Annotated in this window: 22 protein-coding genes; 8 read left to right on the top strand and 14 right to left on the bottom strand. The window is 73.1% G+C overall.

Going from position 1 to position 21,325, the window contains the following annotated elements:
- Nucleotides 1-22 precede the first annotated feature (22 nt).
- Nucleotides 23-790: a 3-hydroxybutyrate dehydrogenase gene (locus tag ACRAKH_RS09205; protein ID WP_380728382.1), complete on the bottom strand. Its 768-nt coding sequence runs from the start codon at nt 788-790 to the stop codon at nt 23-25.
- A 195-nt stretch (nt 791-985) separates the two neighbouring features.
- Between ACRAKH_RS09205 and ACRAKH_RS09200 the strand changes: the two genes are divergently transcribed.
- A complete protein-coding gene (locus ACRAKH_RS09200; RefSeq protein ID WP_380728380.1) occupies nt 986-1,255 on the top strand; it encodes a hypothetical protein in 270 nt (89 codons plus the stop codon).
- A gap of 137 nt (nt 1,256-1,392) precedes the next feature.
- On the opposite strand, the gene ACRAKH_RS09195 is transcribed toward ACRAKH_RS09200, so the two are convergent.
- The 6 genes from ACRAKH_RS09195 to ACRAKH_RS09170 form a co-directional block, all read right to left on the bottom strand.
- Nucleotides 1,393-2,535, bottom strand: a complete 1,143-nt coding sequence (locus ACRAKH_RS09195) for an LCP family protein (protein WP_380728378.1) — start codon at nt 2,533-2,535, stop codon at nt 1,393-1,395.
- Between the two features lie 71 nt (nt 2,536-2,606).
- Nucleotides 2,607-2,996: a DUF3037 domain-containing protein gene (locus ACRAKH_RS09190; protein ID WP_380728376.1), complete on the bottom strand. Its 390-nt coding sequence runs from the start codon at nt 2,994-2,996 to the stop codon at nt 2,607-2,609.
- Nucleotides 2,980-3,783 carry a HipA family kinase gene (locus ACRAKH_RS09185; protein WP_380728387.1) on the bottom strand — a complete coding sequence of 268 codons (804 nt, stop codon included), beginning with the start codon at nt 3,781-3,783 and terminating at the stop codon, nt 2,980-2,982. The genes ACRAKH_RS09190 and ACRAKH_RS09185 overlap by 17 nt, the downstream gene beginning before the upstream one ends.
- An 87-nt stretch (nt 3,784-3,870) precedes the next feature.
- Nucleotides 3,871-4,611, bottom strand: coding sequence for an SGNH/GDSL hydrolase family protein (locus ACRAKH_RS09180; protein WP_380728374.1), 741 nt, complete (start codon nt 4,609-4,611; stop codon nt 3,871-3,873).
- Between the two features lie 55 nt (nt 4,612-4,666).
- On the bottom strand, nt 4,667-5,746 hold the full coding sequence (locus ACRAKH_RS09175; protein WP_380728372.1) for a lactonase family protein: 1,080 nt from the start codon (nt 5,744-5,746) through the stop codon (nt 4,667-4,669).
- Between the two features lie 143 nt (nt 5,747-5,889).
- Nucleotides 5,890-6,759 carry a PPK2 family polyphosphate kinase gene (locus tag ACRAKH_RS09170; RefSeq protein WP_380728370.1) on the bottom strand — a complete coding sequence of 290 codons (870 nt, stop codon included), beginning with the start codon at nt 6,757-6,759 and terminating at the stop codon, nt 5,890-5,892.
- Between the two features lie 141 nt (nt 6,760-6,900).
- Here ACRAKH_RS09170 and rocD point away from each other — a divergent pair, with 141 nt between their 5' ends.
- Together rocD and ACRAKH_RS09160 are read left to right on the top strand one after the other, a co-directional pair.
- On the top strand, nt 6,901-8,145 hold the full coding sequence (rocD, locus tag ACRAKH_RS09165; RefSeq protein WP_447009739.1) for an ornithine--oxo-acid transaminase: 1,245 nt from the start codon (nt 6,901-6,903) through the stop codon (nt 8,143-8,145).
- Between the two features lie 62 nt (nt 8,146-8,207).
- Nucleotides 8,208-9,581, top strand: coding sequence for a DUF2252 domain-containing protein (locus ACRAKH_RS09160; protein WP_380725175.1), 1,374 nt, complete (start codon nt 8,208-8,210; stop codon nt 9,579-9,581).
- Here the strand turns inward: ACRAKH_RS09160 and ACRAKH_RS09155 are convergent.
- Nucleotides 9,547-10,179, bottom strand: a complete 633-nt coding sequence (locus ACRAKH_RS09155; protein WP_380725173.1) for a hypothetical protein — start codon at nt 10,177-10,179, stop codon at nt 9,547-9,549. The genes ACRAKH_RS09160 and ACRAKH_RS09155 overlap by 35 nt on opposite strands.
- Before the next feature lie 61 nt (nt 10,180-10,240).
- Between ACRAKH_RS09155 and ACRAKH_RS09150 the strand changes: the two genes are divergently transcribed.
- Complete coding sequence (locus tag ACRAKH_RS09150; protein WP_380725171.1) at nt 10,241-10,960, top strand: histidine phosphatase family protein; 720 nt, start codon at nt 10,241-10,243, stop codon at nt 10,958-10,960.
- A gap of 17 nt (nt 10,961-10,977) precedes the next feature.
- On the opposite strand, the gene ACRAKH_RS09145 is transcribed toward ACRAKH_RS09150, so the two are convergent.
- The 3 genes from ACRAKH_RS09145 to zapE form a co-directional block, all read right to left on the bottom strand.
- Nucleotides 10,978-12,615 (bottom strand): ABC-F family ATP-binding cassette domain-containing protein, encoded by a 1,638-nt coding sequence (locus ACRAKH_RS09145; RefSeq protein ID WP_447009738.1) that lies wholly within the window; start codon nt 12,613-12,615, stop codon nt 10,978-10,980.
- Nucleotides 12,616-12,864: 249 nt separating this feature from the next.
- Entirely contained in the window at nt 12,865-13,107 is a 243-nt protein-coding gene (locus ACRAKH_RS09140; RefSeq protein WP_380725167.1) for a DUF3040 domain-containing protein, read from the bottom strand.
- 260 nt (nt 13,108-13,367) lie between these two features.
- Nucleotides 13,368-14,378 carry a cell division protein ZapE gene (zapE, locus tag ACRAKH_RS09135; RefSeq protein WP_380725165.1) on the bottom strand — a complete coding sequence of 337 codons (1,011 nt, stop codon included), beginning with the start codon at nt 14,376-14,378 and terminating at the stop codon, nt 13,368-13,370.
- 39 nt (nt 14,379-14,417) lie between these two features.
- Between zapE and ACRAKH_RS09130 the strand changes: the two genes are divergently transcribed.
- From ACRAKH_RS09130 to ACRAKH_RS09120, 3 genes are read left to right on the top strand one after another with little or no spacing between them, the layout of a single operon-like run.
- Nucleotides 14,418-15,170, top strand: a complete 753-nt coding sequence (locus ACRAKH_RS09130) for a pyrimidine reductase family protein (protein ID WP_380725163.1) — start codon at nt 14,418-14,420, stop codon at nt 15,168-15,170.
- Nucleotides 15,171-15,218: 48 nt separating this feature from the next.
- On the top strand, nt 15,219-16,304 hold the full coding sequence (locus tag ACRAKH_RS09125; RefSeq protein ID WP_380725161.1) for an ATP-dependent DNA ligase: 1,086 nt from the start codon (nt 15,219-15,221) through the stop codon (nt 16,302-16,304).
- A gap of 15 nt (nt 16,305-16,319) precedes the next feature.
- Entirely contained in the window at nt 16,320-16,844 is a 525-nt protein-coding gene (locus tag ACRAKH_RS09120; protein ID WP_447009737.1) for a hypothetical protein, read from the top strand.
- Nucleotides 16,845-16,972: 128 nt separating this feature from the next.
- Here the strand turns inward: ACRAKH_RS09120 and ACRAKH_RS09115 are convergent, their stop codons facing one another.
- The gene (locus ACRAKH_RS09115) at nt 16,973-17,884 is read right to left on the bottom strand and encodes an EamA family transporter (protein ID WP_380725177.1); all 912 of its coding nucleotides are present in this window, start codon (nt 17,882-17,884) and stop codon (nt 16,973-16,975) included.
- Between the two features lie 148 nt (nt 17,885-18,032).
- On the opposite strand from ACRAKH_RS09115, the gene ACRAKH_RS09110 reads away from it, so the two are divergent.
- The gene (locus ACRAKH_RS09110; protein ID WP_380725156.1) at nt 18,033-19,550 is read left to right on the top strand and encodes an alpha/beta fold hydrolase; all 1,518 of its coding nucleotides are present in this window, start codon (nt 18,033-18,035) and stop codon (nt 19,548-19,550) included.
- A gap of 424 nt (nt 19,551-19,974) precedes the next feature.
- Here ACRAKH_RS09110 and ACRAKH_RS09105 read toward each other — a convergent pair whose 3' ends face one another.
- The gene (locus ACRAKH_RS09105) at nt 19,975-20,667 is read right to left on the bottom strand and encodes a DUF6319 family protein (protein ID WP_380725154.1); all 693 of its coding nucleotides are present in this window, start codon (nt 20,665-20,667) and stop codon (nt 19,975-19,977) included.
- Between the two features lie 46 nt (nt 20,668-20,713).
- Nucleotides 20,714-21,316 carry a DUF2238 domain-containing protein gene (locus ACRAKH_RS09100; RefSeq protein WP_380725152.1) on the bottom strand — a complete coding sequence of 201 codons (603 nt, stop codon included), beginning with the start codon at nt 21,314-21,316 and terminating at the stop codon, nt 20,714-20,716.
- Between the last annotated feature and the right edge of the window lie 9 nt (nt 21,317-21,325).

Here is a 21,325-nt window from a genome sequence, read left to right as displayed (position 1 = left end):
GGTAGGGACTGGGCAGGGGGTGTTACTGGGCGGTCCAGCCGCCGTCGATCGGGAACGACGATCCGGTGACGTGGCCGGAGCGCGCGCCGCACAGCCACACCACGACGGACGCCACCTCCTCCGGTTCGATGAGCTGCTTGATGGCGTGCCGGGTGAGGAGCACGTCGGACAGCACCCGGTCGGCTTCGATGCCGTGCGCCCGCGCCTGGTCGGCGACCTGGTTCTCCACCAGCGGGGTGCGCACGTAGCCGGGGCTGACGCAGTTGCTGGTGACGCCGTGCGGCGCGCCCTCCAGCGCGATGACCTTGCTCAGCCCTTCGAGGCCGTGCTTGGCGGCGACGTAGGCGGACTTGAACGCGCTGGCCCGCGAGCCGTGGACGCTGGAGATGTTCACCACCCGGCCCCAGCCCCGCTGGTACATGTGCGGCAGCACGTGCCGGGCCAGCAGGAACGGCGCGGTGAGCATGACGCTCTGCAGGAGGGCGAACCGGTCGGGCGGGAACTCGTGGATCGGGGCGACGTGCTGCAGGCCCGCGTTGTTGACCAGGATGTCGACCTCCGCGGGCAGGGCGCGGGCGGGGTCCGGGGAGGACAGGTCGACCACGTGCTCCGTGCCGCCGGTCTCGCGGGCGGCGTCGGTGACCGAGTCGCGGTCGCGGTCGACCAGGTGCACCTTCGCCCCGGCTCGGGCCAGGGCGACCGCGCAGGCCCGCCCGATGCCGCTGCCGGCGCCGGTGACCAGGGCGGTGCGACCCGACAGGTCGTCGCTGTGACCGGGAACACTCGTCATGGCCCGAAACGCTAGGTGACCTGCGGTTCGCCGCCCATGTGACAGGCCGCCACAACCTGACGAGGTCAGATGTGTTTAGCCGACAGTTAGTGGGGAAATGATCCGAAAGTTGAATACCGGGTGAAGTGGGCCTGCCGCCGTAGGTACGCTCCTTTGGCCCGTTCGGGGGACGAACGACGTCTTGGGGGTTACGAAGTGTCACTCACGCCGATCTACGACGACCTGCTGCGCGAGATCGAGGGCATCGTGCTCGTCAGCCAGGCCGCCGAGGCAGTGCAGACCGCCGCGCCCATCACCGGGCAGCTCCCGGCACCCGCCTCCGCTCCGACCACCGCGCCGAACCCGGCGCCGGCCGCCGCGCCCGTTCCGGCGGCGGTCCCCGCTCCGGACCCGACGCCGACCGCCGCCGTCCCGGAGACGGCCGCGGCCCGGGTGGAGGAGACGGCCGTCCAGAACGCGAGCTGACCGCCACCTGACCCCTCGGGGCCGCCGGCACGTGATCGCGGCGCTGCGGGCGTGTCGGTGTCAGCGGAGCAAGCGCCTTGAACGCGAAGCGGGCCGCCGGGCGAACATGCCCGGCGGCCCGCTCTTCCGACGTGGTGCTACTTCGGCTGCGGCAGGAGGTCGGCCGGCACCGGCTCGTCCTTCTCCAGCGCGCCGAACAGGCGCAGCGCGTTGTCCCGGTCCCACTGCACGACGGATCCCGCGCCCGGCACGGTCGGCGTGCCGCTGACCGGGACGGTGACCGTGTCCACTCCCCCGCCCATCGCGAACGCCATGCCTGCCAGATGGTGCAGGTGGTCGTCGCTGTTCACCGAGATCGAGTCGGTGCCCGCGAACAGCAGCGGGAACGCGCGGAACGGGTTGGCCAGCGTGCCGAAGCTCGTCGCCTTGTCCGACAGGGCGGAGAGGAACTTGCGCTGGTTCTCCACCCGCTGGAGGTCGCCGGTGGCGAAGTTCCGCGACCGCACGAAACCCAGCGCCTGCGCGCCGTCCAGCTCCTGGCAGCCCGGCTGGAGGTCGAGGCCCGCCAACGGGTCCTGCATCGGCTCGTCAATGCAGATGTCGACGCCGCCGATCGCGTCGACGATCCCGGCGAACCCGCCGAAGCCGATCTCCATGTAGTGGTCGATGCGGATGCCGGTCTCGCCCTCGATGGTCTGCACCAGCAACGGCGCGCCGCCGAACGCGAACGCCGCGTTGATCTTGTTCTTGTTGTTGCCGGGGATGTCCACATAGGAGTCGCGAGGGATGCTCACCAGAGTGGACTTCCCGGACCCCTCGGGGACGTGCAGCAGCATGACGGTGTCCGTGCGCCGTCCGCCCGCGTCACCCGTGGACAGCTCCGCCTTCTGCTCCTCGGTCAGGTCCTCGCGCGCGTCCGACCCGACGAGCAGCCAGTTCGTGCCCGGCGTGTCGGCCGGCCTGTCCGGGTAGTCGGGCAGCGCGTCGATCCGGCGCAGCGACGAGTCGACGTAGACCCACATGCCGATGCCGAACGCCAGCAGCAGCACCAGCACCACGCCGATGACGCGACCGAACCTGGGCTTGCGGCGCTTGGGCACGGGACGTCCTCCGGCCGGTTGGTAGGCGGGTGGCTGCTGACGCCGGTCCGGCTGGTACCCGTCCTGCCGGTACCCGCCCTGCCGCGGTTGTCCGCCGCGCGGCTGCGGCCCGCGCTGCCGCGGCCCACCCTGCTGGTATCCGCCCTGCTGATACCCGCCCTGCTGGTATCCGGCGCTCATCAAGCGACCCCGTCCGTGTGTCGGTCACTGCTCGCACCTAAAGACGCGGTGCGCTCCGAGAGGTTGCCACCCTAGTGGTCGGGCGGCAGCACCAGGGAGGCGAGCAGGCGGTCCAGCTCGGCTTCCGGGTCGTCGGTCAGACCGGTGTGCGCGGGCGACGTCTGGATGATCGTGCTGCGCGGCGCGGTGAGCCAGCGGAACCGCTGACCTGCCGACGTGCGCGACACCGGGCCCGCCTTGGCGGCGCCGTCGCAGGACAGCCCGAGGTGGTCCAGGCTGGCCCGCAGCACCTCCACGTCGAGGAACGGGTCCAGGGCCAGCACCCGCCGCTCGTCGACGTGCACGCGCGCGCCGAGGAAGTTCAGCGCCGAGCAGTAGACCAGCACGCCGACGTTGACGAACTCGCCGCGCTCCTGCCTCGGCACGGCGCGCAGCACGGCGTACTCAAACACGTGCGGCACGAGCGGCCTCCAGAGCGTCGACCCACGTGCGCGGCGCGGCCAGGCGGGCGGTGAAGAACGACTCGTACGCCTCGCGCACGGCGGTCGGTGTGCCGAACGCCTCGTCCTGCGCGAGCCACTGGTCCGGCACCAGCGCGAGCACTTCCCGGACCAGGTCGGGCGTGACGCGGGCGGTCAGCTCGGCGTCCACGTCGGCCAGGGCGCCCGCGAACGGGAGCATCAGGTGGTCGGCCGCGTCGAACCGGTAGGACGTCGCCGGGAAGCGGTCCGGCCGCCACGAGTGGTGGAAGTACAGGGACGCGCCGTGGTCGATGAGCCACACCTCCCGGTGCCACAGGAGGGTGTTCGGGTTGCGCCAGCTGCGGTCGACGTTGAGCGTGAGGGCGTCGAGCCAGAGCAGCCGGGCGGCGAGGTCGGCGGACGGCTCGCGCACCACCGGGTTGTAGTCGAACGAGCCCGGCAGGTAGTCCAGGCCGAGGTTGAGCCCGCCGCTGGCCTTCAGCAGCTCCTGCACCTCCTGGTCGGGCTCCGACCGGCCCAGTTCGGGGTCCAGCTCCACCAGCACGATCTCCGGCACCCGGAAGCCCAGGCGGCGGGCCAGCTCGCCGACGACGATCTCGGCGATCAACGCCTTCACGCCCTGGCCGGCGCCGCGGAACTTGAGCACGTACATGCCGAGGTCGTCCGCCTCGACCAGCCCCGGCAGGGAGCCGCCCTCCCGGAACGGGGTGACGTAGCGGGTGGCCGCGACGTGGCGCAGGCCGTTCGTGGGGTTCACGCCCGGCATCATGGCCAATGCCGCACCACGACCGCCAACCGGTTAAGGCCGCCCGGCCGGCCACCGTCGCCGTGATCACCGACGGAGCGTCGGCGCCTACGAGGCCGCGGCGGTCAGGGCGGGGAGGTAGCCGGACTCCTGACCGGTGCGATTGGGGTGGTAGGAGCGGTAGACGGGCACCAGCACCAGGCCGTTCATCCACGGCACCTCGGCGCACGCGCCGTGCCCGTCGAACGCCGCCCGCACGTCGACGAACTCGAACCCCGCGGCCGACGCCCGCGCACGCGTCACGTCGGCCATCGCGTCGACCGCCTGGTTCAGCGCCTTGCGCTTGCGGTCGGTCATCAGGCACCACGACTCGAACGAGAACAGCCGGGGGTAGCCGAGGACGACGACGTCCGCCGACGTCCGGCCGCGCACGGCGCCGTACAGGGCGTCCAGCCGGCCGGGGAGGCGGTCGCGGATGAACTGCTCGGCCGTCGCGACCCGCCGCACGCACTCGTCGTCGCCCGCGGTCGTGCACGTGGTCATCACGTCGCGGAACCCGGCGTCGTTGCCGCCCGCCGTGATGGTGACGAGCGTGGTCGCCGGGGTGATCCGCTCGGCCTGCCGGGCCACCTCCGTCGTGTCGGCCTCGGAGCACGCGGCCAGCACCACGGACGCCCCGGTCCGTCGCCCCCACAGCCTCGAATGGGCGTGCGGGCTCTGCCGGCACTCGTCGGACGACTCGTCGCCCGCGCCGGTGCCCGCCGCGTAGGAGTCACCCAACGCGACGAGCTCCGGCGCGGCCGGGGCGGGGACCAGGGACATCAGCAGCGCGACCGCGATCATCTTCATGACCCCGGCGTACCACTGTGGACGGTCCCCGCGGCGAAAGTTGACCCGTCCGGTGTCACCCCCTCAGGGCGACGCACACCGGGATCGGCGCGTCGAACGACGCGGTCTGCCGGAGCCTGCCGGTGGTCCGGTCGACCTCGAACGTGGTGACGTTGTTCGAGTTCTGGTTGGCCGCCAGCAGGAACCGGCCCGCCGGGTCGAGCGTGATGTGCCGCGGCGAGTCGCCGCCGACCGGGGTCGTCTCGACCAGCCGCAACGCGGCACCGCCCGCTTCCACCGCGAACACGGCCACGCTGTCGTGACCCCGGTTGGACAGGTAGACGAACCGGCCGTCCGGCGAGACCAGCACCTCGGCCGGGTGGTTCGGCGGCGTGGTCGGCGCGTCGGCGGGCAGCGTGCTCAGCTTCGCGCCGGGCTTCAGCACACCGCGCTCGTACGTCGCCACCACGATCGTCGAGTCGAGCTCGTTGGCGATGTACGCGAACCTGCCGTTCGGGTGGAACGCCAGGTGCCTCGGCCCCGCGCCGGGGTGCACGCGGGCCGTGCCGACGAGGGTCAGCTCGCCCGCGCGGCTCAGCCGGTAGCTGTAGACGGAGTCGGTGCCGAGGTCGACGGCGAGCACGAACTCGCCGGTCGGGTCGGGGAGCACCTGGTGCGCGTGCGGCCCCTCCTGCCGGTCCGGGTTCGGCCCGGAACCCTCGTGCACGACGAGGTCGGTGCGCTCGCCCAGGCCGCCGTCGGGCCGCACCGGGTGCACCGCGACGCTGCCGGAGCTGTAGTTCGCCGACAGCAGGAAGCCCTTGTGCAGCGCCAGGTGGCACGGGTCGGCGCCGCCGGTGCTCTGGGTGTTGACCACCTTCGGCACGCCGTCCCGGCCGACCGCCAGCGCGGTCACCTCGCCGCCCTCCTGCTCGTTGACCGCGTACAGCCGGCGGCCCGCCACGATCACGAACGACGGGTTCGGCACGTCCGCCACCACGCCGGTGGCGCGCAGCCCGCCGGTCGCGGGGTCGTACGCGCCGAGCCCGATGCCCGTGCCACCACCCGGCCAGGTGGTGTAGGTGCCCAGGTAGACGGGGACTTCCCCGCGCCCGCGCACCTCGTCCCCGTGCGCCCCGGCGACACCCTCCGTCATCAGCAACCCCGCTCCCACGCCAACAGCTCCCAGGAACCGCCGCCTGTCCACCACCACGCCGAACCTCCGCTCCACCGCCCGCGGCCAGTCCCACAGTGGCGTGCACCACGGTGCTGAAGCAAGAGGCGCAACGAAGATTGCGTCTAGCGCAACGGGTCGGCTTCCCGGAGCCGTGCCAACTCGACCTGCGGATCGTACGTAGGCTCGGGGTACCTGGGCGTGAGGTCACGCAGCGTCTCCAGCAGCACGCTCGCCACCACCCAGTTGCGGTACCACTTGCGGTCGGACGGCACGACGAACCACGGCGCGTCCGGCGTCGAGCACTTGACCAGCGCGTCCTGGTAGGCCAGCTGGTAGCGGGAGAACTTCGACCGCACCTCCAGGTCGCCGGGGTTGTACTTCCACCGCTTCAGCGGGTCCTCCAGGCGCGCGATGAGCCGTTCGCGCTGCCGTTCCGGCGAGATGTGCAGGAAGCACTTGACGACCGTCACGCCCTGGCCGGCCAGCTCGGCCTCGAACGCGTTGATCTGCCGGTACCGGCGCCGCCACTCCGTCGACGGCACGAGGTTGTCCACGCGCGCGACCAGCACGTCCTCGTAGTGGGAGCGGTCGAAGACGCCGATGTAGCCGGGGTGCGGCACCTGCCGGCGGATGCGCCACAGGAAGTCGTGCCGCAGCTCGGCCCGGGTGGGCTTCTTGAACGACGCGATGCGCAGGCCCTGCGGGTTCACCAGGCCCGCGACGTGCCGGATCGTGCCGCCCTTGCCGGACGTGTCCATGCCCTGGAGCACCAGCAGCACGCGCCGCTGCCCGCCGCCCGTGCCCTCCGCGTACAGCGCCTCCTGCAGGGCGTCCAGCTCCGCTCCGATCTTCACCATGTCCGCGGCGGCCTCGGTCTTCGACCTCGGGCCGACGGGCGTCGCGTCCGGGTCGACCTTCGCCAGGTCGAACCCGTCGGGGTTCACCCGGAAGGCGTCGGATATCGACTGGACCTGCGGGGACTTGTTGGCCATCGTCGGAGGGTAACCGGCTGATCATGCGGCTACGCGCCGCGCAACGGATCGCCGTGAAACGAGCGGATTGCGCAATGAAGACACCGGACACGCAACGCCTGGCGGATGAAATCGCTGGCGCGAGCCCCTTAGCCTGGTGACATGACCGCCATGGCTTCATTCACCGCAGGGCACGCTGCGTCGACCTCCCGGCAGTTCATCGCGCTCGACGAGGAGTGGAGCACCCACAACTACCACCCGCTGCCGGTCGTGATCTCGCACGGCGAGGGCTCGTGGGTCACCGACGTCGAGGGCCGCCGGTACCTCGACTTCCTGTCCGGCTACTCGTCGCTCAACTTCGGCCACCGCCACCCGGACCTGGTCGCCGCCGCCGTCGAGCAGCTGGGCCGCGTCACGCTGACCAGCCGGGCGTTCCACCACGACCAGTTCGGCCTGTTCTGCCGCGAGCTGGCCGAGCTGACCGGCACCGAGATGGTCCTCGCCATGAACTCCGGCGCCGAGGCCGTCGAGTCGGCGATCAAGGTCGCCCGCAAGTGGGCGTACCGGGTGAAGGGCGTGCCGGACGGCACGGCCGAGATCGTGGTGGCCGGGTCGAACTTCCACGGCCGCACCACCACGATCGTCTCGTTCTCGACCGACGACACCGCGCGCGGCGACTTCGGGCCGTTCACGCCGGGCTTCAAGGTCGTGGACTACGGCTCGCTGGACGCGCTGCGCGACGCGATCACCGAGCGGACGGCGGCCGTGCTGCTGGAGCCGATCCAGGGCGAGGCGGGTGTGGTCGTGCCGCCGGCGGGCTACCTGGCGGGCGCGCGGGCGCTGTGCGACGAGCACAACGTGCTGCTGATCGCGGACGAGATCCAGTCCGGCCTCGGCCGCACCGGCGACCTGCTGGCGCTGGACCACGAGGGCGTGCGGGCCGACCTGTACACGTTGGGCAAGGCTCTCGGCGGCGGCATCATGCCGGTGTCCGCGGTGATCGGCAGCCGGGCCGTGCTGGGCGTGCTGCGGCCCGGCGAGCACGGGTCGACGTTCGGCGGGAACCCGCTGGCCTGCGCGGTCGGCCGGGCCGTGGTGCGGTTGCTGGCGACCGGCGAGTTCCAGGAGCGGTCCCGCGAGCTGGGCGCCCACCTGCACGCGCGGCTGGGCGAGCTGGTCGGCCGCGGCGTCGCCGAGGTGCGCGGCCGCGGGCTGTGGGCGGGCGTCGAGATCGCGCCCGGCGGGCCGCGCGGCCGGGAGGCGTCCGAGGCGCTGGCCGGGCTGGGCGTGCTGTGCAAGGAGACCCAGGACACCACCCTGCGCGTCGCTCCCCCGCTCGTGATCACCCGGGAGGAGCTGGACCTCGGCGTCGATGCCCTCAGCGAGGTGCTGAGCACGCAGCGTTAATGCAGGTCACAGACGTGTCGAGGCGCACGTATCCGGCGGGTCCGTAACGCATCCTTACCCGCATGGGCGAACGCAAGCGGGCTGAGGCAGCTGTCACTCTCGGGCGGTGGGTCGAGCCGGAAGAGGTCTTGGCGCGCGGTCGGGGGCTGCGGGCGGCGGTGAGCCACGAGGCGCACCGCAAGATGCCGCTCGCGCCCGACCGGCCGAGCGTGGTCGAGTTCGTGAACGCGTCGAACGAGGGCCGTCTGCCGCACCTCGTGCCGCTGCGGGTCGGCCGGATGCTCGTCTCGCCGTTCGCCTTCTTCCGGGGCAGCGCCGGGCTGATGGCGGGCGACCTGGCGCTCGGCGCGCGCAGCGGGCTGGACGCGCAGCTGTGCGGTGACGCGCACGCGGCGAACTTCGGCCTCTACGGCACGCCCGAGGGCCGGATCGTCATGGACATCAACGACTTCGACGAGACGCTGCCCGGCCCGTGGGAGTGGGACCTGAAGCGGCTGGCGACGTCGCTCGTGCTGGCGGGCCGCGAGGGCGGCGTGTCGGAGAAGGGCTGCCGCGACGCGGCGTCCGACGCGGTGCGCGCCTACCGCGGCGCGGCGCGGCACCTGGCCGAGATCCCGTTCATGGAGTCGTGGAACGCCCTGGGCGACGAGTCGGCGTTGTCCAAGACCAAGGCCGACGACCTGATGGACGACTTCACCAAGGCCGCGTCCAAGGCGCGCAAGAACACCAGCGCGCGGGTGGCGGCGAAGTGGACGCGGCGCGAGGGCGAGCACATCCGGTTCGTGCCGGACCCGCCCGTGCTGTCCCGCATCTCCCCCGAAGCGGCGCAGTCCGTCGTGGACGCCCTACCGTCCTATGTGGACACTCTGCGCGAGTCGCGGCACAACCTGATCACCCGCTACAGCGTGTCGGACGTGGCGTTCCGCGTGGTCGGCACCGGCAGCGTCGGCTGGCGCAACTACCTGGTCCTGTTGCACGGCAACGGTGACGAGGCGCTGGTCCTGCAGGCGAAGGAAGCCCGCCCGTCGGCATTGGCCCCGTTCCTCGGCGCGCCGCCCGCCAAGCACGAGGGCAAGCGGATCGTGCACGGCGCGCGGCTCGTGCAGGTGGAGACCGACATCCTGCTCGGCTGGACCACCATCGAGGGACGCCACTACATCGTCCGGCAGTTCCGCAACCGCAAGGGCGAGATCGATGCGACCACGTTGAAGCGGGACGACCTGGACGACTACGGGCGGCTCGCGGGCGGACTGCTGGCCCGCGCGCACAGCCGGTCGGTGGACCCCCGGCTGCTGGCCGGGTACTGCGCGAACGGCGAGGAGCTGGACGACGCGATCGCCCGGTACGCGCTGGACTACGCCGACCGGACGACCGCCGACCACGAGGCGCTGGTGGCGGCGGTCAGGTCGGGTCGGCTGCCCGCTGACGTCGGATGACCTGCCGGGCCACCAGGAACAGCACCACGGCGTTCAGCACGTGCCAGGCGTAGTGGGTGCCGCTCGGCCACACCCCGCACAGGGGCTGGTCGAGCGTCCGCAGCGTCACCGACACCACGAACACGCCCGCGGCCGCCGCCAGGTCGTGCCACGGCAGCCGGCGGACCGCCGCGATCACCGTGACGACCAGCAGTGACAGGAACGGCGCGAGGTAGATGCCCGAACCGCCGGGGATCATCGCGCCCAGCGGCGCGACGGCGACGGCGAGCACCACGAACGCGGGCGCGGCCAACCAGGCGAGCGCCCAGCGGGCGTCCAGGTGGTGGCGCGCGAACACGATCAGGTACCAGATCACGTAGACCGCGATGAACCCGATGTCGAGCCAGTTGGTGACGGTGTCGGCCACGGTGTGGAAGCTCAGGCTGCCCAGCCCGACGAGGGCGAGCAGCACCGGCAGCGCCCGGAGGTCCCCGGTCCGGGGCCGGTGCCGCCACCAGAGCAGGGCGGCGGCGACCAGGAAGGCCGCGTTGCTCACGGCGTTGAGCGGTTCGGCCCACAGCCCGGGCGCCAGGCGTTCGCAGTACGCGTCCACGTCCACGGGCCGAAGTTGTACCGCGCCCGGATGAACGCCGGGAGTGCCCGCGCGGCGGAGGGCGGCTATGTTCGCTGGGGTGGAGTGGATCGGGCTCATCAGGCACGGCGAGTGCGAGGCCGCGCTCGCGCGGGAGGCCGCCGAGTCGGCCGGCCACGAGGTCGTGGACGTCGCGGTGCGGGAGGCGGACGTGCCGCTGTCCCCCGAGGGCGAGCGGCAGGGCCGGGCGCTGGGGCGGTGGTTCGCCGCGATGCCGCGCGAGCGGTGGCCGGACGTGGTGGTGTCGTCGCCGTACCGGCGGACCATCGCCACCGCCCGGCTGGCGCTGCCGGGGCACCCGCGGACGCGGGTCGACGAACGGCTGCGCGACCGTGAGCTGGGTGTGCTGGACCAGCTGACGTCGCACGGCGTGGCGCGGCGGCACCCCGAGGAGCACGCGCGGGAACGGCGGCTCGGCGCGTTCTACTACCGGCCGCCGGGCGGCGAGTCGTGGGCGGACGTGGCGCTGCGGCTGCGGTCGCTGCTGCGCGACGTCGACGGGCGGCGGGTGCTGCTGGTCGGGCACGAGGTGACCGCGTTCCTGCTGCGCTACCTGCTGGAGTGCCTGCCCGAGCCGGACGTGACGGCGTTCGCGCGGAACGTGCCCGTGCCGCACGGGTCGTTGACGTCGTGGCGGCGCGAGGACGGGCTGTGGGTGCTGGAACGGGAGTCGGAGACGGCTCACCTGGTCGAGCACGACGCCGAGGCGACGCCGGCCGAGGGCGCCTCGACGGCGGTGGGCGGCTAGGGCGTGCCCGGCGGTCCCTACCTGGCCCGTTTCACCCGCGTCTCGTCCCACACCGGCTCGTCCACCTCGACCACCTGGCCGTCCGACCGGAACAGCAGGAACCGGTCGAACCCGCGGGCGAACCAGCGGTCGTGCGTGACCGCGACGACGGTGCCGGTGAAGCCCTCCAGCGCGTCCTGCAACGCCTCGGCCGAGTTCAGGTCCAGGTTGTCGGTCGGCTCGTCCAGCAACAACAACGTCGCGCCGGACAGCTCCAGCAGCAACACCTGGAACCGGGCCTGCTGGCCGCCGGACAGCGTCTCGAACCGCTGGTCGCCCTGCTTGCCGAGGCCGTAGCGGCTGAGCACGGCCATCGCCGCGCCCCGGTCACGCCCCGCGCGGCCGTCCGACCCGTGCCAGAGGATGTCGACCAGCGTGCGGCCGATCCACTCCGGGTGCTGGTGGGTCTGCGCGAACAGGCCCGGCACGACCCGCGCGCCGAGGCGGCAGACCCCCGTGTGGGCGACGTCGCCGCCGCCGAGCAGGCGCAGGAAGTGGCTCTTGCCCGAGCCGTTCGAGCCGAGCACGGCGACCCGGTCCTCGAAGAACACCTCGACGTCGAACGGCTTCATCAGGCCGGTCAGTTCCAGGTCCTCGCAGGTGATGGCGCGCACGCCGGTGCGACCGCCGCGCAGCCGCGGCGTCACCTTCTCGTCGCTCGGCAGCTCGGGCGGCGGGCCGGCCTCCTCGAACCGCTCCAGCTTGGCCCGCATGACCCGGTACTTCGCCGCCATCACCTCGCTGATCCGGGCCTGGACCTGGAGCGTGCGGACGAGTTCCTTGAGGTGGTCGTGCTCCTCGTTCCAGCGGCGGTGCAGCTCGGCGAGGCGGTCGATGCGCGCGGCGCGGGCGGCGTGCCACGTGCCGAAGGAGCCCGCGTGCGTCCACGCCGAGTGCGCCTCCACCGTGACCACGTGGGTGGCGGCGACGTCGAGGAGTTCCCGGTCGTGGCTGACCAGCAGCACGGCCTTGCCGGTCTCGCCGAGCCGTTCCTCCAGCCACCGCTTGCCCGGCACGTCGAGGTAGTTGTCCGGCTCGTCCAGCAGCAGCACCTGCTCCGGCCCGCGCAGCAGCGCTTCGAGCACCAGGCGCTTCTGCTCGCCGCCGGAGAGCGTGCGGACCTCCCGGAACCGGGCCCGGTCGAACGGCACGCCGAGCGCGGCGACCGTCACCGTGTCCCACAGCACCTCGGCGTCGTACCCGCCGACCTCGCCCCACGCGGTGATCGCGTCGGCGTAGCGCATCTGGGCCGGTTCGTCGTCGGTCTCCATCAGCTCCAGCTCGGCGGCGTCCAGCGCCTCGGCGGCGGCCCGCAGCGGCGCGGGCGACGCGGCCAGCAGCAGGTCGCGCACGGTGCTCTCGTCCCGGACCGAGCCGACGAACTGGGGCATCACGCCCAGGCCGCCCTGCACGCGGACGCTGCCCGCGGTCGGCGCCAGCTCGTTCGACAGGATGCGCAGCAACGTCGTCTTGCCGACGCCGTTCGCGCCGACCAGCGCGACCACGCTGTTCGTGCCGACCTTGAACGACACGTCGCGGAACAGCTCGCGTCCGTCGGGCAGTCGGAAGGCGAGGCCGTTGGCGTCCAGGTATCCCACCCGCGCATGGTCCGGCATGGCCGGGTCCGAGAGCCAGCGGATTCCGCGGTCAAGCTCACCCGGCTGAGCGCGGACCGGGCCGCGGGCCGCCGTTGAAGGCGGTCGCCACCCATCCCGACGGCCCGGACGCGGCCGCCCCCTGCTCGTGCGCGAAGCGGATCGCGACGGCCGTGGTGGGCACCGTGAAGAAGGGCTGGGACGTGGTGGCGCGCGCGGGCTCGTGCGGGGCCCGCGAGGTCCCGTGTCCCCGGAGGGACGTGGCGCCGGTCAACGCCAGGTGTAACCGCGCATCAGCATGAGGACGGCGCCGAACCCGAGCGATGCGAGCGCCGGGCCGAACGCGCCGAGGAACAGCAGCAGCACGCCGAGGCAGGCGAACGTGCCCACGAGGGCGTAGCTGAGCACCGGGTACCGGGGTTTCCCGGCGACGAGCGCCGAGGCCAGGCCCGGCTCCTCGTCCGCGAGTCTGCTCTCTATCTCACTCAGGGTGCGGCGTTCCGCTTCGCTCATCACGGGCGTGGGATACCCGGCGCCCCACCCGCAAAACCACCGCTGAACGGGGGTTTAGCGGTGTCCGGCGGCCTCTCCGGGGACCTCCGGAGGCACCTCTCGGGGCGGCCTCTTCGACGGTCCACCGGTGGGTCCACTCGTGGGTCTGCGCGGGGGTCCGCACGGCGGTCCACTCGTGGGTCCGGACGGGGTCTGCGCGGGGTCCGGATGGGGCCTGCGCGGGTGCCCAGGCGTCCGGACGGGGGCCGCACCGGGACCGCTCAGCGGGACAGCGCGACCAGCCGGGAGACCGCCCGCAGGTACTTCTTGCGGTACCCGCCGCGCAGCATCTCGGCCGTGAACAGCTCCGACAGCGGCTCGCCCGAGACGGCCACCGGGATGTCCCGGTCGTACAACCGGTCGCCCAGCGCGACCAGCCGCAACGCCACCGCCTGGTCCGGCGCGGGCCGCACGCCGCGCAGGTGCACGGCGGTCACGCCGTCCACGAGCCGCCCGTAGCTCGACGGGTGGATGCGCGCCAGGGCCTCGCACAGGTCGGCGAAGTCGTCCAGCGTGCTGCCGGGCGTGCTCTCCGACTTGGCCACCAGCTCCTCGTCCGCCATCGGCGGCGGCGCGTCGGGCAGGCCGCGGTGCCGGTAGTCGGGGCCGTCGACCCGGACCACGGTGAACTTCGCCGACATGGACTGGATCTCGCGCAGGAAGTCCGCGGCCGCGAACCGGCCCTCGCCCAGCTTGTCCGGGAGCGTGTTCGACGTCGCCGCGATCGACACGCCCGCCGCCGTCAGCTCCTTGATCAGGCGCGTCACCAGCATCGTGTCGCCGGGGTCGTCCAGCTCGAACTCGTCGATCGCGAGCAGCCGGTGCGACGACAGCCGGCGCACCGTCTCGCCGAAGCCGAGCGCGCCGACCAGGTTCGTCAGCTCGACGAACGTGCCGTACGCCTTCGGGCCGGGCACGGCGTGCCAGATCGACGCCAGCAGGTGCGTCTTGCCGACGCCGAACCCGCCGTCGAGGTACAGGCCGGGCTTGGCGTCGTCCTGGCCGGACCGCTTGAACAGCCGGCCCAGCCAGCCCTCGCCACCGCCCTCGGACACGCGTTCGGCGAACTCGCGGCACGCCTTCACGGCCGCCGCCTGGCTCGGCTCGTCGGGGTTCGGCACGTAGGTGTCGAAGCGGACGCGGTCGAAGCGCGGCGGCGGGACCAGGGCGTCCACCAGTTCGTCCGCCGCGACGTGCGGGACGCGGTCGGACAGGCGCGGCGGGGCGGACATGCCCGGATGGTAGCGGCGTGCTGGGATGTGGAGGTGCGGATGTTGTGGCCACCACGCGAGGGCGAGATCACGGACGCGGAACTGGAGCGCCTCTACGACTACCCCGACGGGCTGGACCGGCCCTGGGTGCAGGTCAACTTCGTGTCCAGCGTGGACGGTGCGGTGTCGGTGGCCGGTCGGTCCGCGGGGCTGGGCAACGAGGCCGACCGCAAGGTGTTCATGCTCGGCCGCGACCTGTGCGACGTGGTGCTGGTCGGCGCGGGAACGGCCCTGGTCGAGGGCTACCAGGGCGTCAAGGCGGGCGAGGTGCGGGCGTCGCGGCGGGCCCGGCTGGGGCTGGCGCCCGTGCCGCCGATCGCCGTGGTGACGGCGCGGTGCTCGATCGAGCCGACGTCCACGCTGCTGACCAGCACGTCCGTGCCGCCGATCGTCCTCACCACGTCCGCCGCGCCGCGGGAGCGGCTGGACGCGCTGGTCGACGCGGGCGCGGACGTCGTGGTCGCGGGCGGTGACGACGGGGTGGTCGACCTGCGGGCAGCCCTCGCCGCGCTGGACGAGCGGGGCCTGCGCCGGGTCGACTGCGAGGGCGGGCCGACGCTGTTCGGGGCGCTGATCGAGGCCGACCTGGTGGACGTGCTGTGCGTGACGTTCTCCCCGCTGCTCGCGGGCGGCGACGCCGGGCGGATCGCGACCGGGCCGCTGCCCGCCGCGCCGCGCTCGATGGACCTGGCGTCGGTGCTGCACCACGAGAGCGCGTTGCTGCTGCGCTACCGCAGGGCGGACGGGGACTGATCCCGGCTTTCCCGTGCGGTAGGGCCGGTCACCAGGCAGGATGGCCGGGTGGCGCTCCCGTTGAACCCTCCCGTGCAGCCCATGCTGGCCAACGCCGTCGACCGCATCCCCACGGACGCGGACCTGGTGTTCGAGCCCAAGTGGGACGGCTTCCGCTGCCTGGTGTTCCGCGACGGCGACGAGGTCGTCCTCCAGTCCCGCAGCGGCAAACCGCTCAACCGGTACTTCCCCGAGGCCGAGGCCGCGCTGCGGCGCACCCTGCCGCCCCGGATCGTGGTGGACGGCGAACTGGTCGTCGCCAAGGACGACAAGCTGGACTTCGACGCGCTGTCCGAGCGCATCCACCCCGCGGCGAGCCGGGTGAAGCTGCTCGCCGAGCAGATGCCGGCCAGCTTCGTGGCGTTCGACGTGCTGGCCGTGGGCGACGACGTGCTGCTGGAGCAGCCGGGGACCAAGCGGCGCGCCACGCTGGAAGGCCTGATCACGCCCGGCGACTCGCTGTACCTCACGCCCGCGACCACCGACGCCGCCGTGGCGCTGCAGTGGTTCGAGCTGTTCGAGGGCGCGGGGCTGGACGGGATCATCGGCAAGCCGGGGGCCGGCGAGTACACGCCCGGCAAGCGCAGCATGATCAAGGTGAAGCACGCCCGCACCGCGGACTGCGTGGTGGCCGGGCTGCGGTGGCACAAGGACACCGAGCCGGGCACGGCGGTCGGGTCGCTGCTGCTCGGCCTGCACGACGACGACGCCGTGCTGCACCACATCGGCGTCGTCGGGTCGTTCAAGGCAGCCGAGCGGCGGGCGCTGGCCGAGGAGCTGGCGGGCCTGATCACGACCGACGACCACCCGTGGCTGGTGGAGCCGGACGGCAGGCGGCTGCCGGGCGAGATCAACCGGTGGCGCGGCAAGCACGCCGACTGGGTCGCGCTGCGGCCGGAGCGGGTGCTGGAGATCTCGTACACGCAGACCGAGGGCGCGGCGCCGGCCCGGCTGCGGCACAACGGCCAGTTCCGCCGCTGGCGGCCGGACCGCGAGCCGTCGTCGTGCCGCTACGACCAGCTCGACCAGCCGGCCCGCTACGACGTGGAATCGGTGCTGCGCGGCGAAGTCCGCCCCGGGAAGGGCGTGCGCTGAGTACCGTGGCGGGTTGTGGCTGACGTGGACGCGCTCATCCGGGAACTCGACGACCGCATGCGGCACGACTGCCGGCGCATGGCGCTGTGGCGGGTCGTGCACCGGACGACCGGGCTCTGCTACACGGTGGTGCTGATCCTGGTGCCGGCCGTGCTGGCGGTGGGCTTCACCTCGTCGGAGACGGCGCTGGGCAAGGTCCTGCTGCTCACCGCGGCCGTCGTCGGCGGGTTGAACGTCACCTTCAAGCCGTACCTGCACAGCCAGAAGCGGCGCGGTGACGTGAACACCATGCGGCGGCTGCGGGACGAGTTCCGGGCCGACGTCGCCGGGGCGGGGACGGGTGACGTGCTCGCGGTGTACCGGAAGTACTCGGCGGCCTACGCGACGGTGTTCGAGCAGCGGGGCGGCGAGCTGATCGACGGCCGGCTGAGCGCCGAGGAGCCCCCTCCCGCCGGGTCCGCGCCGGGGTCGGACGCACCGGCGAAGCCCGACGCCGAGCCGCGCCCCGAGCCGCACGCCGAGCCCGCCGCCAAGGCTTAGCCCGACGTCACCCCTGACGCCCGTCGCCGGTGCGCTGCTCGTCCGAAGCACGCGCCCGCCGCCGGCGCGCTGATCGCCGGCCGGCCGCTCGCCCGCCCCCGGTCACTCGTCGGCCGCTCGTCCGCCGGTCAGACGTCCGGTTTCGCGGTCTTGGTCGCGCCGATCGACGCCAGCACCACGCAGAACACGGCGACCCACTGCGCCGGGTGCAGGGCCTCGTGCAGCACGACCAGCCCGGCCAGCGCGGCGACGGCCGGTTCGAGGCTCATCAGGATGCCGAACACGCGTGGCGGGATGCGGCGCAGCGCGTCCAGCTCCACCGAGTACGGGATCACCGACGACAGCAGCGCCACCGCCGTGCCCGCGATCAGCACCACCGGGTTGAGCAGCATCGTGCCCGCCTCGGCCACCCCGAACGGCAGCGCCAGCGCCGCGCCGAACACCATCGCCAGCGCCAGGCCCTTGCCGTCGGCCGTGCGGCTGCCCAGCGCCGCCGCCAGCAGGATGTACCCGGCCCAGCACACGGCCGCGCCCAGCGCGAACAGCACACCGGGCAGCGCCAGGCCGCCGTCCACCCTGGTCAGCAGCAGGACGCCGGCCGCCGCCAGCAGCGCCCACAGGCCGTCCAGCCAGCGCCGCGAGCCGAGCACCGCCACCGCCAGCGGGCCGAGGAACTCGATGGTGACCGCCGCGCCCAGCGGGATGTGCTTGATCGCCTGGTAGAAGCACAGGTTCATCGCGCCGAGCACCAGGCCGTAGCCCGCGATGACGGCGTACGTGCGCAGGTCGAGCCGCAGCGACGGCCGCCACACCACCAGCAGCACGACGGCGGCCAGCACGAGCCGCATCGTGACCGTGCCCGCGGCACCCGCCAGGGTGAACAGCTGCTTCGCGACGGCCGCGCCCACCTGCACGCTGACGACGCCCAGCAGCACCAGCGCGGGCGGCGGGATCGCGCCGTACGCCCTGGCGGCGAGCGTGAACGGCCCGGAGCGGGCCGGCCTGCGTTCGGGGAGTCCTTCGACGTGCACCGTGACCACCCGGCCATCCTCCACCAGCCCGCTCACCGAAGTCTCACCTGGACTGTGTGAGGCTCTGCACGACCACCGCCGGATGGGCTGAACCGTGGACGACCACTGTCGCCAGAGAGCGAGGACCGCTGTGCCGCGTCGGCGTCACGCCACCCTGATGCTGGTGGCCCTGAGCGCGCTGGCCGCGTGCAGCGCGGGTCCGTCGACCCGCCCGGTGATCGCGGTGCACGGTGAGGGCGACGACACGTCGGTGGCCACCGTGCCGTCCGGGCCGCGCGAGGTCCCGCCGCTGGAGAACTACGAGTCGGCCGGCCTGTCGTGGTCGTCGTGCACCGACTCGACGAAGGCCCGGCTGGGTGACACCGCGCCGGCCTCCGGGCACGAGTACGAGTGCGGGCGGCTGACCGTGCGGCTGGACGTCCCGAGCCGTCCCGGACGGGGCAGCCTCGGGCTGTCGCTGCTGCGCGTGGGCACCGGCGGCAGCCCGCTGGTGGTCGTCGGCGACGCGGACGGCGAGCCGGGCACGTTGACCGCGGCGCGGTTGGCGGCGAGCCTCCCGCCGTCGGTGCTGAGCACGTTCACGCTGATCGGCGTCGACCGGCGGGGCACGGGCATGTCGGACGGCGTGCAGTGCGTGCCGGACGTGGCGCGGGTGGGCATCCTGGAGGCCGATCCGGGCGCGGAGGACCAGGACGACCTGGTCGACGCCTACACGTTGGCGAGCCGCGAGTGCGTGCTCGACCTGGAGAACCGGCTGACGGCCGTGGACTCGTGGCGGGCGTCGGCGGACCTGGAGCAGCTGCGCGAGGCGTTGGGCGTGGCGCACCTCAACGGCATCGGCGTCGGCGAGGGGTCGCGGGTGCTGTCGCTGTACGCGAGCCGGTACCCGGACCGGATCGGGCGGATGGTGTTCGACGGCGCGCCCGACCCCACGCTCGACGTGTCGGCGGTGGCGGAGACGCAGGCGGTGGCGGCGCAGGAGACGTTCGCGGCGTTCGAGAAGGACTGCGTGCTGCGCGGGTGCCCGTTGGGCGCGGCGGCGTCGGACCGGTTCACCGCGTTGCTGGGCTCGTTGCGGAACCGGCCGGTGCGCGGTGACGACTTCGACCTGACCCCGGGCACCGCGACGGTGGCCGTGCTGGCGGGTCTCGCGGACCGCCCCCGGTGGCCCGCGCTGGCCGACGCCCTGGTCGCGGCCGAGGGCGGTGACGGGACGAAGCTGAGCGCGTTCGTCAACCCGCTCCTGCTCGACAACGAGGAAGACCCGCCGTGGCTGGACGCGGGCATCGTCACCGGGTGCAACGACACGACGACCCGCATCCCGCCCGAGCGGGTGGCCGGCCTGGCCGAGGACTGGAACACGAAGCACCCGCTGTTCGGCGCCTACTTCGCCCGCAAGCTGCTGATGTGCGGCCCGTTCCCCGTGCCGCAGCCCGTGAAGCCGCCGAAGCTGGTGGGGGCGCCCCCGATCGTGGTCCTGACGACCGCGACGGACCCCGTCACGCCGAGGGTGGGCAGTGAGCGGGCGGCGCAGGCCCTGCCGGCCGGCATCGTGGTCGGGTGGCAAGGCGGGGGTCACGGCGCCCTGGGCCGTTCGGCCTGCGCGACGACGGCGGCCGAGGAGTTCCTGGTGAACGCGAAGGTGCCGAGCAGCGGCACCGTCTGCCCGCCCTGAGCCGAACCCGATTGCGCGCAGCCACGCCCACGTCACGCCCACGCCGCGCCGCGAACTCGCACAGCCGCACGCGCCCGTACCCCGGCCCGTGCTCAGGGGTGAACGCGGTGCGTGGCGCGGCCCCGGCGCGCTGGGGCGGCCGGGGCCGGGCGGTGGTGCTCGGGTCGACGGGCTGCCGGCTCGGCGCCTAGCAGCTGGAGCAACACCCGCAGCCGGGTCCGGTGCAGCCGTTGCAGCAACCGCAGCCGTCCAGTTGGGCGTGCTCCACCGTCATGATCTCTACCACCATCGTTGGCTCCCCTGCGTCGAGCGGATGTCCTGCGACCGAAGGTATTTCGACCCCACGGTCCGCTCTACCGCTGGGCAGGGGAAGTCCCCTCACCCGATCGCGGAACGCCAATCATCAAGATGTTGCAATACGTGTTCACGTCCCTTCGGCGGTCAGTTCGTCCAGCGCCCGCTGCGCCGCCTCCAGCTCCGCGCGCAGCTGCTCGACCCGGGCCAGGTGGCGTTCGCGCGCCGCGCTGAGCACGCTGTCCACCGCCTCGTCCACCTCCGCGGGCAGCAACTTCGCCGCCTGCGCCACCGCCGACGCGGCCACCGGAGCCGCCTTCAACGTCCGCCGCGACCCCCACTGCACGTCGACCGTCCACTCGCCCTCGGCGGTCGACACCAGGGTCACCGTCACCTCCGCCGGCTTCGCCTGCTTGCGCGCGGCCGGCTTCCGCTCGGCGGGCTTGCGCTCGACCGACGGTGGCGCGGGCGCGGGCTTCGGCTTGGCCGGCGGCGGCGCGGGCGTGTAGATGTGCTCGACCGGCGCGGGGGCCGCCGGTTCGGGCGCCGACGCGGGCGCCGGGGTCCGCTTGCGCGGCGCGGGCTTCTCCACCGTCAGCTCGGCGGGCGAGAACGACAGCTCGTCCTTCTCCCCCGTCGGCCGCACCTGGATGTAGTCGCCCTCGGCCGGGTCGGTGAACGCCACCACCTTCGCCGACCGCCCAGCCTCCACCCCCACCGCGGCGGAGGTGAACCAGACCTGGGCCGGGCGACCGGCGGCCAGTTCCGCGCGCAAGTGGTCGATGTCCTCCTCGGACAACGAGCTCTGCTTCGCCTTCGCCATCGGTACCTCCACGACTTGCACAAGATCCGTCGTGGTGCAGCTTGCCCTACCGCACCGACAATTCCGCGAGCTGCCGGTCGTGCGGGCGCGCGAACACCCACTGCGACACCACCGAGCCCACCAGCGCGAGCAGCATGTCCCAGTGCGTGTCCCAGACATCCCCTTGCGTGCCAAGGAAGTCCGTCGCCGCCTCGCCGCCGATCACCGCGCCCGCCCACTCGACGAACTCGTAGACCGCGCTCACCGACAGGCACGTCGCCGAGACGAGGAAGAACGTCCACCCGCCCGGCCGCAGCGGCGTCCGGCGCAGCAGCACCTCGCGCGCGAGCACCGCCGGCACGAAGCCCTGGACGAAGTGCGCGAACCGGTCGTAGTGGTTGCGGTCGGTCCAGAGGTCCCCGAACGGCACCTCGGCGTACGTGTAGTGCGCGCCTAGCGCGAGCACCAGGGCGTGCCCGAAGACGAGCCAGTACGCGAGCCGCGTCAACGGGAACCGGCGGTACGTCCACGCCAGCAGCGGCAGCGCGATGGCGATGGGCGCCACCTCCAGCAGCCACGTCCCGTAGCTCTTGGGCCGAATGGCGGACACGGCGACCGCCACCACGACCAATCCCGCCAGCACGACCGGAAGGCGATCCCTGCGCTCCATCCCGCGATC

Source organism: Saccharothrix hoggarensis (assembly GCF_052936025.1).
This window is presented reverse-complemented; position numbering and strand designations above follow the sequence as displayed.